The 14,536-nt window shown below is 37.7% G+C and carries 17 protein-coding genes; 3 read left to right on the top strand and 14 right to left on the bottom strand.

The window, feature by feature from the left end; all coding sequences use genetic code 11:
* Window positions 1-178 precede the first annotated feature (178 nt).
* The 14 genes from OXPF_RS03605 to OXPF_RS03540 all read right to left on the bottom strand — a co-directional run bounded on the left by OXPF_RS03605 (window position 179) and on the right by OXPF_RS03540 (window position 12,804).
* Window positions 179-613 carry a DUF3021 family protein gene (locus OXPF_RS03605; protein ID WP_054873840.1) on the bottom strand — a complete coding sequence of 145 codons (435 nt, stop codon included), beginning with the start codon at window positions 611-613 and terminating at the stop codon, window positions 179-181.
* A gap of 9 nt (window positions 614-622) precedes the next feature.
* Window positions 623-1,060, bottom strand: a complete 438-nt coding sequence (locus OXPF_RS03600) for a LytTR family DNA-binding domain-containing protein (RefSeq protein ID WP_054873839.1) — start codon at window positions 1,058-1,060, stop codon at window positions 623-625.
* 258 nt (window positions 1,061-1,318) lie between these two features.
* A complete protein-coding gene (locus OXPF_RS03595; RefSeq protein WP_054873838.1) occupies window positions 1,319-3,190 on the bottom strand; it encodes an ABC transporter ATP-binding protein in 1,872 nt (623 codons plus the stop codon).
* On the bottom strand, window positions 3,183-4,928 hold the full coding sequence (locus OXPF_RS03590; protein ID WP_054873837.1) for an ABC transporter ATP-binding protein: 1,746 nt from the start codon (window positions 4,926-4,928) through the stop codon (window positions 3,183-3,185). The genes OXPF_RS03595 and OXPF_RS03590 overlap by 8 nt, the downstream gene beginning before the upstream one ends.
* A 50-nt stretch (window positions 4,929-4,978) precedes the next feature.
* Entirely contained in the window at window positions 4,979-5,428 is a 450-nt protein-coding gene (locus OXPF_RS03585) for a MarR family winged helix-turn-helix transcriptional regulator (RefSeq protein WP_054873836.1), read from the bottom strand.
* A 180-nt stretch (window positions 5,429-5,608) separates the two neighbouring features.
* On the bottom strand, window positions 5,609-6,019 hold the full coding sequence (locus OXPF_RS03580) for a hypothetical protein (RefSeq protein ID WP_054873835.1): 411 nt from the start codon (window positions 6,017-6,019) through the stop codon (window positions 5,609-5,611).
* Between the two features lie 79 nt (window positions 6,020-6,098).
* The gene (locus tag OXPF_RS03575; protein WP_054873834.1) at window positions 6,099-6,680 is read right to left on the bottom strand and encodes a TetR/AcrR family transcriptional regulator; all 582 of its coding nucleotides are present in this window, start codon (window positions 6,678-6,680) and stop codon (window positions 6,099-6,101) included.
* A 112-nt stretch (window positions 6,681-6,792) separates the two neighbouring features.
* On the bottom strand, window positions 6,793-7,308 hold the full coding sequence (locus tag OXPF_RS03570) for an HD domain-containing protein (RefSeq protein WP_054873833.1): 516 nt from the start codon (window positions 7,306-7,308) through the stop codon (window positions 6,793-6,795).
* On the bottom strand, window positions 7,256-7,981 hold the full coding sequence (locus OXPF_RS03565; RefSeq protein WP_054873832.1) for a putative ABC transporter permease: 726 nt from the start codon (window positions 7,979-7,981) through the stop codon (window positions 7,256-7,258). Before OXPF_RS03565 ends, OXPF_RS03570 begins: the two co-directional genes overlap by 53 nt.
* 179 nt (window positions 7,982-8,160) lie before the next feature.
* Complete coding sequence (locus tag OXPF_RS03560) at window positions 8,161-8,496, bottom strand: rhodanese-like domain-containing protein (RefSeq protein ID WP_054873831.1); 336 nt, start codon at window positions 8,494-8,496, stop codon at window positions 8,161-8,163.
* A 97-nt stretch (window positions 8,497-8,593) separates the two neighbouring features.
* Window positions 8,594-9,427 (bottom strand): TrmB family transcriptional regulator, encoded by an 834-nt coding sequence (locus tag OXPF_RS03555; protein WP_054873830.1) that lies wholly within the window; start codon window positions 9,425-9,427, stop codon window positions 8,594-8,596.
* A gap of 24 nt (window positions 9,428-9,451) precedes the next feature.
* Window positions 9,452-9,757 (bottom strand): AzlD domain-containing protein, encoded by a 306-nt coding sequence (locus OXPF_RS03550; protein ID WP_054873829.1) that lies wholly within the window; start codon window positions 9,755-9,757, stop codon window positions 9,452-9,454.
* A complete protein-coding gene (locus OXPF_RS03545; protein WP_054873828.1) occupies window positions 9,747-10,472 on the bottom strand; it encodes an AzlC family ABC transporter permease in 726 nt (241 codons plus the stop codon). Before OXPF_RS03545 ends, OXPF_RS03550 begins: the two co-directional genes overlap by 11 nt.
* Before the next feature lie 91 nt (window positions 10,473-10,563).
* On the bottom strand, window positions 10,564-12,804 hold the full coding sequence (locus OXPF_RS03540) for an MASE3 domain-containing protein (RefSeq protein ID WP_054873827.1): 2,241 nt from the start codon (window positions 12,802-12,804) through the stop codon (window positions 10,564-10,566).
* 282 nt (window positions 12,805-13,086) lie between these two features.
* Here OXPF_RS03540 and OXPF_RS03535 point away from each other — a divergent pair, with 282 nt between their 5' ends.
* The 3 genes from OXPF_RS03535 to OXPF_RS03525 all read left to right on the top strand — a co-directional run bounded on the left by OXPF_RS03535 (window position 13,087) and on the right by OXPF_RS03525 (window position 14,483).
* Window positions 13,087-13,425: a hypothetical protein gene (locus OXPF_RS03535; RefSeq protein ID WP_054873826.1), complete on the top strand. Its 339-nt coding sequence runs from the start codon at window positions 13,087-13,089 to the stop codon at window positions 13,423-13,425.
* Between the two features lie 188 nt (window positions 13,426-13,613).
* Window positions 13,614-13,949 carry a hypothetical protein gene (locus tag OXPF_RS03530; RefSeq protein WP_054873825.1) on the top strand — a complete coding sequence of 112 codons (336 nt, stop codon included), beginning with the start codon at window positions 13,614-13,616 and terminating at the stop codon, window positions 13,947-13,949.
* A gap of 186 nt (window positions 13,950-14,135) precedes the next feature.
* Entirely contained in the window at window positions 14,136-14,483 is a 348-nt protein-coding gene (locus tag OXPF_RS03525) for a hypothetical protein (RefSeq protein WP_054873824.1), read from the top strand.
* Window positions 14,484-14,536 lie beyond the last annotated feature (53 nt).

Below are 14,536 nucleotides of genomic sequence, written 5' to 3'. Positions count from 1 at the left end.
CTTAGAATTTTAGATTGTTTAAGCGTGAGAAGTTTAAAAATTCTTGTATTTTCAAGGCAGGGAGCCTTAGAACTTGCAGAACTCGAACATAGTAAATGCAGTGTTTAAAACGCAACAGCTCCAACTCATGGTTTCAGGCTTTTTCTTGTTCATTTTTTAATCGTATATTGACTTTTTATTATTGCCTTTGCTTATACTCCTCAAGTTTATCATTTAGCTCTTTTTTCTTTGCCTTTGTTATGGACCATATTATCATCCATGTAATTAGATAGCATAAAGAATATATAAGAAAGGACACTAAAACAAAGCTTCCTTTTTCAAAGCCATTTCCTCCATAACCGTACCAGCCAAAAATCAATCCGCAAATGATTATGGTAGAAGTCGTTAGAATATAGCCGAGAAGGGACTGCCAAATAAATTTCAGCTTCTCTGAACAATATACCAGATTGATAAGAGAACAAAGGACTGAAAGTATAAAAGACTGTCCAATCAAGGTGACCGGAATCATTCTATCATCGGTAATAATTACGATTATCGCCGATAATATTATTACCGAGATAGTAAAGGCTATCATTAAACCAAGAAAGAAATTTTGTATAATCTGTTTTTTCATATAAACCTCCTATAAACCTAATTTGTTTTTAAAGTAAGGAACATATTGCCGTGAAATAATTGCCTTTTCGCCATTTTGAAGTACTGCCTGAATTCTGCCGTTTATTAAGGGTGAAACGTAATCAATTTTCATTAAATTTAAAACCGTGGACTTATTCACTCTAATTATACTGGTACCGAAAAAGCGTTCTTCGATCTCGTATAGTTTCAGGACTGTTTCATAAACACAGTCCGAAGTATAAATAAATACCTTTTCGTCCACCGTATCGAAGTAAAAAACATCTTCCGGCTTTAAAAAGTAAACCTTATCATCTTTCTTGCCGCTGATAGCTGAACCGTATAATCGCAAGCTTGACAATAACTTTTCAAGCCTTTCATCAATATTGTTGCATTTTATTGTTATTTCTACCTCAGTATAGGCATCTGATTGTTCTATGTTAATTTTCAAAAATAGTAAGCCTCCTTTTGTAGAATGATTATCAGAGTTAACTCTATTAGAATAATAATATAAACATATATCCCACTTCAACTTGATTTCGCTTTGTTGCGGAATTAAAGCGGTATCATGCACTATTCCATATTAAGTTGCATCTGAAAGTTTATGTTCAGCCTTTATTTTACTTCAAGTAGTTCTATTGGTCACAGGCTTTACCTTAAATAAATAAAAGTGCCAATCAAATGATTGACACTTTTATTTATCGCTCTCTTATGAGGCCTGGCGCCTAAACTGATTCATATACAGATTGTGATAGAAGCCCTTCAGCTCTAAGAGCTCATCATGGCTTCCCTTTTCGATTATCCTGCCGTCATTTATAACCAGAATCATATCCGCATCCCTAATTGTGCTCAAACGATGGGCTATCACAAAGCTGGTACGACCTTTCATTAGGTTGAGCATAGCTTCCTGAATGTGAAGCTCGGTCCGGGTATCAACGCTGCTTGTTGCTTCATCCAGTATCAATATGGCAGGATCTAAAAGAATGGCTCTTGCAATTGATAGAAGCTGCCTTTGCCCCTGGCTTAAGTTCCCTCCATCCTCTGTAAGGAGGGTGTCATATCCGTCAGGAAGCCTTAAAATAAAGTGTTCGGCATTAGCAAGCCTTGCTGCCTCTTCCACTTCCTCATCTGTTGCATCAAGCCTCCCATAGCGTATATTCTCTCTGACGGTCTCAGAGAAGAGATGGGTATCCTGGAGCACGATGCCTAAAGATGACCTTAAGCTGTCTCTTTTAATTGTGCGTATATCCCTGCCATCTATTAAAATAGCACCCTTGTCAATATCATAAAAACGGGTAAGCAAATTAACTATGGTAGTTTTTCCGGCCCCTGTAGGCCCAACCAATGCTATGGTCTGACCCGGCTTTACCGTAATATTTATATCCTTCAATACAGGTTCAGCCTCATTGTAACCAAAGGTCACATCATCAAATGCCACATTTCCCTTAACCTCTTTTAAAGTGTAGGCATCTGCCTCATCTAAGAGCTCAGGGCTTTCATCCATTACCTCAAAAACCCTTTCAGCCCCTGCTATTGCAGACTGTACCATGTTAAACTGGTTAGCCATTTCGTTAATAGGTCTCATAAACTGCCTGGAATAATTTAAAAAGCTGGCAATTACGCCCACTGTAATTATACCTTGGACCGCAAGATAACCGCCTGCTCCCGCCAATATGGCAAATCCAAAGTTGTTAATGACATTCATAATCGGTCCTATAACGCCAGAGAATATCTGAGCTTTTGTGCCCACTTCTTTCAGCTTAATGCTTGCTTCTTCAAAATCCTTCATAACCATCTTTTCACGGGTGAAGGACTTAACAGCCTTCTGTCCTGTAATGGTCTCCTCAATAAATCCGTTAAGTTCACCCAATCTTTCTTGCTGTCCTGAAAAATAATTTCTCGTCTTGCCGGCAATTTTCCCTGTGGTGAGAGTCATAAATGGTATTATGATTAAACTCAGCAAAGTAAGGAGAGGACTTAACCACAGCATGGCAGCCAAAGTTCCTATAACTGTAATCACGCTTGAAAATACCTGAGTGGTGCTTTGATTTAAAGTATGGCTGATATTTTCAATGTCATTGGTAACTCTGCTCATAAGCTCGCCATGAGTCTTGCTGTCGAAAAACCTTAAAGGCAGAATCTGCAATCTGCTGAACACATCATTTCTTATATCTGCCACCGTGTCCTGGGAAACCCTTGTCATGGTATAGCTTTGAAGCCATGAGGCAGCAGCACTGAATACGTATATAACCATCATTATGATTATCATTCTAAGCAGTCCATCAAAATCTCCCGGCACTATATAATTATCAATGGCCATACCGATTAGCATAGGCCCTGTCAGCATCAAAAGGGAGGATAATATAACCAGAGAAAATACCCCGATAAGCTTTCTCTTCCTCCTGGAAAGGTACCCCCATAGTCTTATAAGAGTTCCTTTTATGTCCTTGGCCTTGGCTTTTGCCATGAACATGCCGCCTCGAGGTCCTCCGCCGAATCCTCCGGGACGTCCTGCTGGCCTCATAACAGGCGGCCTATTGGCCATTGGTTCCTTTGGCCTCTCGTTGTTCTTCTCAGACATTTACCGCCACCTCCTCATCTTCTCTAAGCTGAGATCTATATATATCCCGATAAACCTTGCTCTTTTTCAGAAGTTCGCCGTGAGTACCAATAGCTTCAACACAGCCATCTTCTAAGACTACTATCTTATCTGCATCTATAACGGAGCTTATGCGCTGGGCTATAATGAAGCAAGTGGTGTCAGAAATTAGCTCCTTTAATGCCTTTTGAATTCTGGATTCGGTACCCATATCAACAGCACTGGTGCTGTCATCCAATATAAGTATTTTAGGCTTTTTAACCAAAGCCCTGGCGATAGCCAGCCTTTGCTTCTGCCCGCCTGATAGGTTAACCCCTCTTTGACCCAATCCTGTTTCATAACCTTCTGTAAAGCCCGTAATATAATCATGTGCCTGGGCAGCCTTTGAAGCCTCAATTATTTCCTCGTCTGTGGCATTCTCCTTCCCCCATTTTATATTGTCCTTAATGGAGCCTGAGAACAGTATGGAATCCTGAAGCACCATTCCTATACCTTGCCTTAAGGTTTCAATCTTCCTATCCTTTACATCAATTCCATCTACTAAAACACTTCCTTCAGTTGCATCATAAAGGCGGGGAATCAAATTTACCAAGGTGGATTTTCCTGCTCCCGTTGAGCCTAAAATAGCCACGGTTTCCCCGGGTTCTGCAACAAAGGAAACGTTCTGAAGTACGGGAGCTCCCCCCGCCCCCTCATACTTAAAGGATACGTTTTTAAATTCCACACGTCCCTTCTCTATAACAGCATCTGCTGCATCCGGATTATCTGTTATATCGATTTCCGTATTCAATACCTCATTTAAGCGGTCAGCCGATGCTTTGGCACGGGAGAACATCATGAGAGTGAAAGCTATCATTAAAAGCGAGAATAATATCTGTGTCAGATAATTTATAAATGCCATTATCTGCCCTACCATCATAGAGCCCGTATTGACAAACATTCCTCCAAACCACAAAACAGCTATTATGCTTAAATTCATGGTCAGCATCATTATAGGCATTATGGTTACCATAGTCCTCGAAGTAGCCATAACAGTAATATTTCTCAAATCCGCATTTGCTTCTTTAAACCTTTCTTTTTCCCTTTCGGCCCTCACATAGGCTTTTACCACTCTTATGCCAGACAGGTTTTCCTGAATGACTGAATTAACCTTATCCAGCTTTTTTTGTACTTGGGAAAAGAGAGGAAATCCTCTTTTCAGCACTACATAAAGAGCTATTATAAGTACCGGCATTGCTATTAAAAGAATAGACGCCAGTTTCGCATTAAGAGACACTGCCATAACTATGCCTCCTATGCATAAAAGGGGAGTACGCACCATTACCCTCATCATCATCAATACCATCATTTGTATCTGCATAACATCATTAGTCAGTCTGGTTATGAGAGATGAAGTCTTGAATTTATCAAGATTTGCAAAGGAATATCCCTGTACCTTTTTAAATAAATCCAGCCTTAAATCCGCCCCGAAATTCTGACTTGCGATACTGGATGCAACAGTACATCCAATACCTCCTACCACTCCGACAATTGTCAGCAGCATCATTTTTATACTGGTATTCAATATAAAGGATAAATCATGATTTTTAACCCCAATGTCTATTATTTCAGCCATAAGAGCAGGCTGCATAAGATCAACGGCAACCTCCAAAAACATCAAAAGGGGTGCTAAAAGAGCAATAACCCAGTAAGGTTTTAAATATTTAAACAGCTTAAGCATTAAACCACCTCTATTAATTGTTTAGACAACTAACTATTTCGACAAAAAAATTATATCTCTTTATATTCGGATACTTTTAAAAGATTGTCTCTCATGTGAATAAAAAATCTTCTTAAAAGCAGCTTTTCTTCGATGGTGAAACCATCAAAACATTCGTCTTCCAATCTTTTTATGGCCTCTTCCACATTGTCTTTAATCTGTTTCCCCTTATCCGTCAGGTATACGCGGGAAATTCGCAGGTCTTCACTATCGCTTCTTCTCTCGATAAGCCCCGATTTTTCCATCCTTTGAAGCATCACCGTAACCGTAGCCGGCTGAAGATGCAATTCTTCGCTTATTTCCTTTTGTGTTCGCCCGTCCTTATCCCACAGCAATCCAAGTATAGGCGGCTGGCCTCTATGAATTTTTTGCATTCCCATTAATGTGTGGCTCCTTATGTGATGAAGCCTCATGACCTGAAAAAATATGGAACCTAATGTATCATCCTTAAAGGTATTCATACTTCACCTCCTCATAATTTAAATTTATATAAAGTTTCACACTCAAATTATTTAGATATCTAATTATTTAATTTATCATAGCATGCAATAACTGTCAATACATCTGCTGTATTATTCACTGTTGCTACTGGATACAAAAAAGCACATGGTGTACATGCGCTTTAAATAATTTAAAAATTTTTATTCCTTATTTGCAATTTTAATTATTTTAAGTATAAAGGCTTTTGAACCTTCCTCTGACATTCCTAAGTCCATAAGCTCTTCTAAAATTCTGGGATCTTTTGCATTTAATCGCTGAAGTTTTTCCTCATATCCTGGCGCTTCGGCTGCTGTTCTCATAAAATGTGCTTTCAGAGCTGCAGGGAGAAAATGCCCTGCATTTCCTAATCCGCTTGTAATATCTTTCCCCTTCTTTTCTTCAATGTCTGAATCCTCTGAGGCTCTCATTTTTGCATGATACTCTTCCCATAAGGCCAAAGTCTGCTCTCTGCCTGTTTGCAGGCTCCGATAATATGCACCATATGGATATGCAAAATTCCTGTAAAGAACAGGGCATTGACCGTAATATCCGGCGTTAAAATAAGGATACATTCATTACCTCCATTAAATTTAAAAATCATACTATATAATATGCTGCATGGTGCATATTGCCATAATAACAACATTCTTTTTATTCGAAGAGTACCTTCATTGTTGATAAGGAATAAATCATATCCTCTTTTTCATCAGCCAGCATCACTTGTATGGAAGTACCGAACAGAGCACCCAGCATCATTCGGGATAGTGTCACAGGAGAGCTGTATTTGAATTTTTCTTTAACGGAAAACTCGCTGATAATATATTTCTCTATTAAATTAGCTACTTTATTAAAAAAGTCATTTAAAAGTTCTTTTAAAGATGCCGACCATAGAGCCATGCTGGTTAAATCAAAAAGAAGCTTAAAAAGCTCGGGATTTTTTCTCAGCAATCTTTGAAAATATTCAATGAGGCTGGATATCCTTTCCTTTTCCGATTGTCCCTTTTTCAAAATTTCTTCAACTTCGCTCAAATACTGTTGGGCCATTCTTTTTATTATTTCCGTAAACAATCCTTCTTTATTTTTATAATAATAGTTCAATTGGCTTAATACCACGCCCGCTTCATCTGCAATATCTCTTAGCGAAACATTTGCATATCCTTTTACGGATATGCATTTAAAAGCAGCGCTGATTATTTTTTGAGCTTGATTCACCTTTTCTGGTTCATTGACCATAATACATTCCTCCAATATAATTCGGACAACTGTCCAATTGCATTATAACTAAAAATATATGCATGGTCAAACTTTTCCAATCATGTAAATTACTATATTTCTTTATAGACTATTAAAATTCCTTTCTTAGCTCATATACATATTTACAGCGGCTAAGGCTGATTGTTTCCATGAAAGCACAGTATTTATCCGCCATCAGCACGACGAAGGTCTCCTTGTACTTAGGCAGTCTTATGGTCAAAGGCCACATATGTTTCAGTATGATATCCTTTTCCCTATCGTTTAAATCGAAGTACTTGTTTGCATTTTGCAATGCAATATTAGGATGAATAAGTCCATGAAGCCCTCTATAAGGTTTTTCTTCGTGCCAGTCATAGAGGAAAAAATCATGAAGCAATCCGCCTCTGGCGGCTGAGCGGTAATCAAGCCCTATATTTTTACACACCAGATAACTGATATAGGATACATAAAAACTATGCTCAAGGCAGTTTGTCTCTCCATGCTGTATAAAATTTTTCATCATTCCCACCATCTCATGTTGAACGATGTCGCGAATACATTCTTTATGTTCACTTTTAAAGGAGAAATTTGCTTTTAAGTTTAACTTTGAGCTTATCCATTCTATCATTAAGTATGCTCCTTATATCAAGGTTTATAATGCCGGCATTTAAAATTAACAACCGGGGAAATGCAAGAAAAAGCCTCTTATACCGAATAATTTTTTTATAATAGCCATTGACGGAAATATTAGAGTAATTTAAAATAACGTTCCTTAAATCCAGAGCGTCCCCAACGGACTTAACTGTATCTGCCATAAAATACAAAAGCAGAAATATGGCAAGATGGCTTTTTACATTTGCCGGTATTAAAGAAACCGTCCTTAAAATTACAGGGTGCACAACCTGCATAAGCAAAAAGGATAACAAGCCCCACAGAAGCGAATATTTGAGGCAGATGTATCCATGAAAATTTAAGGCATCACTGCTGTAATCCCACCATTTGCAGTTAAAAATTCTTTCTAAAAGAAACCCTGTAATATATTCCAGTACAGTAACTAAAATCACGGCAAGCAATATATTAACCATAGGCCCGGCATAATGGTTTCCGAAAATACTAAAAACCCATTTTGAGGACTGGATAATTATAACAGCTCCAAACCCATAAATGGGACAAAAAAAACCTGTTAAAAAGCCCCTGTTTATAAACTTCCTCTCTTTAATGACTGCAAATATTGACTCCATTGCCCACCCCATAAAGGAGTAAATAGAAAAAAACAGAATCATATCTATAAACTTATGCATATTTTTTACCCCTTCCGACTATTTAATTTTACATTAATTCGGACGTTTGTATTAGTATCATTATATAATTATTGTCAATCAATAGCAAGCCGTATCGAGTCTAATTCCAGCCGGCTGTTTATACAAATTATTAAAAGCGCATGTTTTATTTTTAAAGCATGCGCTTTCTTATCCCCTCTTCACATTCCCGTTTCAGTCTCATAAGGCCAGCCTATTATTCCTCCCATATTGTATATATTTCTATACCCTAAGTTATGAAGCATAAATGCCGCTGCGGCGCTTTTCCTTCCCAGTTCACAGTAAACAACTATGATTGCATTTTTATTAGGCATTTTTTCTTCGGCAAACGTCTCCAGCATTTCTAAGGGCAGCAATATACTGCCCGGTATATGTCCTTCAACATATTCAGGAGGAGTCCTCACATCTACAAGTGTTATATCTTTATCAAAAGAAAGCCTTCTTTTGACCTCCGAAGGAGAAATGGTTTTTATCATTCTGCTCCTTCTATGACTCATAAATTCCCACCCCGATAACTTTTTCAATGAAAAATACAGGCTATCAAGATATAATATGAAGCCTGTATGTCTTTTGTTCCTTAAGTTTGTTTGCCTACTATTTGAACTTTTTAAATTCTTCATCGGAAAAAGAATAATAGTCCTTCCTTATATTGTCCAAAAAGGCTTCGTATTCTTTTTGCTTATCCTTATCCAGGCTGTCGGAATATACATTTACCTCTATATCATGGGCAATAAAATCGTCGCTTAGGCCAATGAAGCCTGCATCCTGAGTCCACGTAACCTGGCTGTTTTCACCTCTGGATATTATTCCTGAAACAACGTGATTCTCATCTATTATAACCGTCATGTACCGCTCTTTTTTCTCATCCAAATATCTTTCAAGTCTCCTATGGGTTGCAAGGTCTTTATACCTTTTGGTTTTTCCGAAATATATTCCCCTTAACATAATCCCTCTTTTAATTGCAGCATCGATAGCACCGGATAAATCGTTTATCTCTTCTTCCCATATAGATAAGGCTATTCTCTTTTCCGCATTCTTAATTAAAAGGTTTATAAAATCTATTATTTTATTTCTGCCCTTTATAATAACCATCTTTCCCGTTAACTGCCCCTCAGTGTAAACTCTTTTTGTGTATTCGTCCAAATTATCCAGTATATCTTCGTAATTGCTTCTTAATTTATTTATCAACAGTTTGGGATCCAAGGGATAATAAAGAGTTGTTTCCCCTTCTATCTGTTCAAATACAATCTGCTTGTTTTTAAGATTATCCAGTATTTCGTATATCCTGGATCTCGGAATGCCCGAGTTTTTACTTAGTATATATCCATTAACAGGGTGTTGTTCAAGAAGCTTTAAATAGGCTCTGGCTTCATATTCACTTAAACCCAGTTTTTTCATATCTTCAACAATTAATATTTCTTCATCCATATTTTTACCTCCCTGCATTCAATTTCATATCAAAAGTACTATATAAGTTATAATCATGGAACCTAATACAGGTATTATTATTCCCCCTTTATACCAGGAAAAAAGAGCTGCAAACACCATTCCAACTATTGCCGCATAGGACTTAGATGGTGTCGCTGTAAAAACACCTGGTATTATAAGGGCTCCTAAAGCTGCATAAGGAATATAAAGAAGAAATCTCCTTATATTTTCAGGAAGCTTTTTTGATGAAATGATTATAAAAGGAAGAAGCCTTGGAATAAAGGTCACGGCTGTCATGCCCAAAATAAGAAGAGTTGTTTTATTGTTCATATGCATTTATAACCTCCTTTTTTTCCTCCTTGAAAATGAAAAGCCCGGCTAAAGATACCAAACAAATAGATGCCATTATGCTCCATCCGTTGGGAAATATCTTAAAAAGGCTGAAAATGAAATTAATAGCCGCAGACATGCAGGCAAGAATCATAGCCTCTTTATTCTTTTTAGCCTGAGGCACCAGTATGGCTGCAAACATGGCATATAATCCTACTCCCATGCTTGCCCTTATATCAGGCGGGATGGCTTCTCCCAACATATATCCTAGAACCGAACCGCCTACCCAGGAGGCGTATGAAAGATATTGCAATGTCAGGATAAATTCTTTTGAAATTTCCCCTTCTTTAAATGACAAAACCGAAAAAGATTCGTCCGTCAATGTAAAGGCAATAAAAGGTATCCATCTTTTCATCCTGTCATTCAGCCTGGCTGCAATGGACGCCCCCATTAAAAAGTGGCGGAAATTAAGCAAAAGAGTTGTTAAAATTATTTCTCCCATTCCAGCTCCTATGGCTAAAAGATTTAGTGCCATAAACTGGCTTGCACCTGCAAAAACCATGGCGGAAAACATAAAGCATTCAAGTATTGTAACTCCTGTAGCCTTCGCTAATATTCCAAATGTCATGGCGATGGGTATGAATCCAATAACAAGAGGTATTGCAGATGAAGTGCCTTCTTTAAGACCTTGATGAATTTTAAAATGTTTATTCAAAATATTACCCTCCAAAAAACTAGTAACTACTGTAATAGCAACTATAGTTGCTATTATAGTAGTTACTAGTTTTAATGTCAATATGTATAAATCAGTTGGCCACCTGATATTCATCAGAGCAGCTTAAAAAAATTTTAAAGATGGTACCCTTGCCTTCCTCGCTTGTTACTTCAATCCTGCCACCATGCTCGTTTATTATCTGATAACAGATGCTTAAGCCTAAGCCCGTTCCCGAATCTTTAGTAGTATAAAAAGGAGTGCCTATTTTTCTTAGTTGTTCTTTTGACATTCCCTTTCCAGTATCTGAAATTGTCAATATCATTTCGTTGGATGTATCTATATACCTTGTATTTACTTCTATAATTCCATCGGCTCCATCAACCATGGCATCAACGGAATTGGTAACCATATTGAGTATAACCTGCCTTAATTTATCCTCATCGCCTTTTATTTTCATTTCAACGGGAGAAATATTAAGATACATGCTAATGCGCCTGGAGGCCAGATAATCCTTCATAAAAATGCCTATGCTTTCCACCAGGGCATTTAATGATAATTCCGTAAAAGCTGACGGATGCGGCTTGGCAAGGTCTAAAAGGCTCTTGACAAACCTGTCTATATCGTTGGATGCATTTTCTATATTAAGTGCATACTCTTTTGAAGTCTCATCCTTCATCTTCGTTTTTAAAAGCTGGCTGTATCCTTTTATAATTGAGAGGGGGTTCTTTATCTCATGAATAATTCCCGATGCCATGCCTCCAATCAAGGCCAGCTTCTCCTGGTTTTGAATTTTCTCCTGCTCTTTTTTAAGGTGGGTTATATCGGAGAATGTGCTCATACTTCCTATGTAATCCCCGTTTACATTAAATACCGGAGATGAATAATGTATCATTTCCTTTCTGTCACCATTTGATGCTATCAAGGATATCTCTCTGGACTTTCCGCTTATATCAGACCTGTTTATTTCGTAATACTCTCTTTCTATATTCAATTGGGATCTTTTTCTGAATTCATGAAGGTCCATATCCAACACATCCTTTGAATTCAATCCAATGATCTCTTCGAATGCGCGATTAAGCATTATTATTTTATTAGTCCTGTCAGTTATCATCACAGCATTTGACATGGAATTCAGTATAGTCTGGGTTTGAAGCTGCAAATCTGAGAGCTCCTGGTCCCTGCCGGCATCATCGAATAAAAATAAAATCTGCCCATCGGATAATTTAGATAAATCATACTTTATTCTCACTATAGACCTGTTTTTTCTCTTTAACTTGACTATTACTTTTTTCATTAATGTGAACTTAGTTTCCTTATAATGTTCAAAAAAACTTTCAATATCCTCTTTACTGCTGAAAAATCTCTGTATCAACTCTCCTATACATCTTCCTTCTATCTCATCCATATTACAGTCTAACAATTTTAACGCCCTGTCATTACAAAGCACAAGGGACTTTTCTTTATTATACAGCATGAGCCCAACAGGCATCTGATTTAAAATATCTGAAATAAAAAGATTTTTTTGTTCCAATTGCTTGTAGGGGTTGATTATCACATTTTCTAAAATACCTAAAAAAAGGCACAAATAATGGGTTGTTTTAAAAAAATGTCCTAATAAGAGAAGATAGGATTGGGTATCGCTGCTGAAATAAAAGCATATTTCTGCGGGAATTGCAAAGAGAAGCGCCAGGAGAACATATTTATAGACGATTATATTGCCTCTCTTTTTATATAATTTTTTCACCAGGATACCAACTATGCTGGATGCAAATATATATATGATAACACATTCTACCAACACCCTCGGCTTTGTGATACCATTGCTGTCCATAAATACAGGAACTATATCGGGAAAATATAATATACTAAATGCTATGACCCCCGAAGCAATAAGTGATAAAAATAGTGTCACCCATTTATTTAGCTTAAATTTAAAGAAATTAAAGGTCATTATAAATATGATCAATGCCTCAATAAGCCTTCCCATAATCCAGTATTTAGCGGATAAATCTACGCTTCTGCCGGCAAATAATCCGTTGCCCCTATAAAAGTACATATGGAAAGCATCAAATACGGCTGCATATATAAAACCGAAGGCTGCCATTTTATTTATGCTTTTATTCAAATCATATGTACACCACACAAATAAAAAAGTAGACAATGTTATAAATACACATACGAACTCTATGACGGTGTGAACCATTACATTATAATTTACCCAAAAGCTGAAGAGAAGAGATGAACATAGTATGGATGAAAGCAATAAAGAAAAATAAATAAAAAAGACTTGTTTGGGCTCCCATTTTATATCCTGAAGTCTTGATATATTCATACATCGCACCCCGTTGTTACAGTATCCTTCTTAATATAATATCATGCTATGTTAAAAAAATTTGTCGAATTTTTTTCATATTAATTGTGTCGTATAATTTTTTTATTGATTCTTAATGTGTAACCATTCTTTGATATTCACATAGTATAAAAGTAGAAAAGGCCAATTAAACAAATTTTTAATATTTTACATAATTTACGACAGTAACCAAACTGCATATTGGTACTTATTTTAAATAAGTTACATCAAAATCATTCCAATGCCTGGAAAGGGGGAAATAAAATGTCAAAACATCGTCATGAGAAAAAATGCTGCGTCCCAATGTATATGCCTTACAAGGTGGGCTGCAGTCCGGCAGGATACGGAGAGTGTAATACCGGTGATTTTGGAATAAAATGGTTCTATGCTCTTCTTATTCTCATAGTCATAGTGCTGCAGTTTGGTCGTAAGGAAAAGGGCGTTGCAAAGAAAGGCTGCGATAGTGAAACTTCATCAGTTTTAGTAGGAGATGACCAGCACATCGACAACAGCGTACTGTTCATCATCGTTGTATTCCTGCTCATACTGTGTGCAGGATGCTTTGGCACAGCTAAAGGTTGTGATGGAGGCTACGGCTTCTAGTCGAATTCTTCAGGAAGGGCATATGTGCCTCCATGCCCTTCCTGTACATAGATATCCGGTGTAACAATTACATTGAAGTAACATAATATAAAAATAGAAATGAACGGCTGTTGGATTTAACGGCTGTTACCCATCCGATCGTACTTATTTAAAATAAAAATTCCAATGCCTTGAGAGGAGGAAATAATATGTCAAAACATCGTCATCATGAAGAATGCTGCTATCCCGTGTGCGGACCAATGGGCGGAGGGTACAGCATGGGAGGCTATGGTGGTACAGGAATAAGATGGTTTTATGCTCTTCTTATTCTCATAGTCATAGTGCTTCAGTTCGGCAGGCGTAAAAAAGTTGAATCCGGACTTGAGAAAGACGGCTGTGAGGGCTTCGCAGTAGCAGATAAGGGCGACGACCAGATTATCGACTCCAGTATTCTCTTCATCATCGTAGTATTTCTTCTTGTACTTTGCGCAGGATGCTGGTTCGGCGGTTCAAACAACTACGGGTATGGAGGCTACGGCTTCTAGTCAGTTTCTCCAGGAAGGGCATATGTGCCTCCATACCCTTCCTGTACATAGTGTTCTCTTACCTTCTTTCTACTGGTACTGAATCACCAATCCTTTATGATTCAGTACCCCAAATTACATATAAAATAAATTACTTAGGCGCATTATGAATATAACTTCCAATGCCTAAAAAGGGGGAAAATGAAATTGTCAAAACATCGTCATAAAGAAGAATGCTGCTACCCGATGGTTGCACCGACATGCGGTATGGGAGGCTATTCCGGGCATGGAAGCGGAGCTTCCGGAATAAGATGGATCTATGCCCTGTTAATCCTTATAATTATAGTATTACAGTTCGGCAGACGCAATAAGGGCGGATTACTTTCACAAGGCGACGGCTGCGGCTGCAGCGGTGAAGCAGTAGCTGCAAAAGGCGACGACCAGCTCATAGACAACAGTGTCCTCTTCATCATCATAGTATTCCTGCTTGTTCTTTGCGCAGGGTGCTGGGGCGGTTCAAACAAATATGGCTATGGTGGAGGCTACGGCTTCTAAAAATTTCAGGGAAGGGTATATGTGCCTCCATACCCTTCTCTTACATAAAATTT

Origin of the sequence: Oxobacter pfennigii, assembly GCF_001317355.1 — a bacterium.
GTDB lineage: Bacteria > Bacillota > Clostridia > Clostridiales > Oxobacteraceae > Oxobacter > Oxobacter pfennigii.
This window is presented reverse-complemented; position numbering and strand designations above follow the sequence as displayed.

Excerpts from the sequence above, each read along its gene's own strand:
- OXPF_RS03605 (WP_054873840.1), bottom strand. The coding sequence starts at position 613 with ATGAAAAAACAGATTATACAAAATTTCTTTCTTGGTTTAATGATAGCC.
- OXPF_RS03595 (WP_054873838.1), bottom strand. The coding sequence starts at position 3,190 with ATGTCTGAGAAGAACAACGAGAGGCCAAAGGAACCAATGGCCAATAGG.
- OXPF_RS03590 (WP_054873837.1), bottom strand. The coding sequence starts at position 4,928 with ATGCTTAAGCTGTTTAAATATTTAAAACCTTACTGGGTTATTGCTCTT.
- OXPF_RS03585 (WP_054873836.1), bottom strand. The coding sequence starts at position 5,428 with ATGAATACCTTTAAGGATGATACATTAGGTTCCATATTTTTTCAGGTC.
- OXPF_RS03580 (WP_054873835.1), bottom strand. The coding sequence starts at position 6,019 with ATGTATCCTTATTTTAACGCCGGATATTACGGTCAATGCCCTGTTCTT.
- OXPF_RS03575 (WP_054873834.1), bottom strand. The coding sequence starts at position 6,680 with ATGGTCAATGAACCAGAAAAGGTGAATCAAGCTCAAAAAATAATCAGC.
- OXPF_RS03570 (WP_054873833.1), bottom strand. The coding sequence starts at position 7,308 with ATGATAGAATGGATAAGCTCAAAGTTAAACTTAAAAGCAAATTTCTCC.
- OXPF_RS03565 (WP_054873832.1), bottom strand. The coding sequence starts at position 7,981 with ATGCATAAGTTTATAGATATGATTCTGTTTTTTTCTATTTACTCCTTT.
- OXPF_RS03560 (WP_054873831.1), bottom strand. The coding sequence starts at position 8,496 with ATGAGTCATAGAAGGAGCAGAATGATAAAAACCATTTCTCCTTCGGAG.
- OXPF_RS03555 (WP_054873830.1), bottom strand. The coding sequence starts at position 9,427 with ATGGATGAAGAAATATTAATTGTTGAAGATATGAAAAAACTGGGTTTA.
- OXPF_RS03550 (WP_054873829.1), bottom strand. The coding sequence starts at position 9,757 with ATGAACAATAAAACAACTCTTCTTATTTTGGGCATGACAGCCGTGACC.
- OXPF_RS03540 (WP_054873827.1), bottom strand. The coding sequence starts at position 12,804 with ATGAATATATCAAGACTTCAGGATATAAAATGGGAGCCCAAACAAGTC.
- OXPF_RS03535 (WP_054873826.1), top strand. The coding sequence starts at position 13,087 with ATGTCAAAACATCGTCATGAGAAAAAATGCTGCGTCCCAATGTATATG.
- OXPF_RS03530 (WP_054873825.1), top strand. The coding sequence starts at position 13,614 with ATGTCAAAACATCGTCATCATGAAGAATGCTGCTATCCCGTGTGCGGA.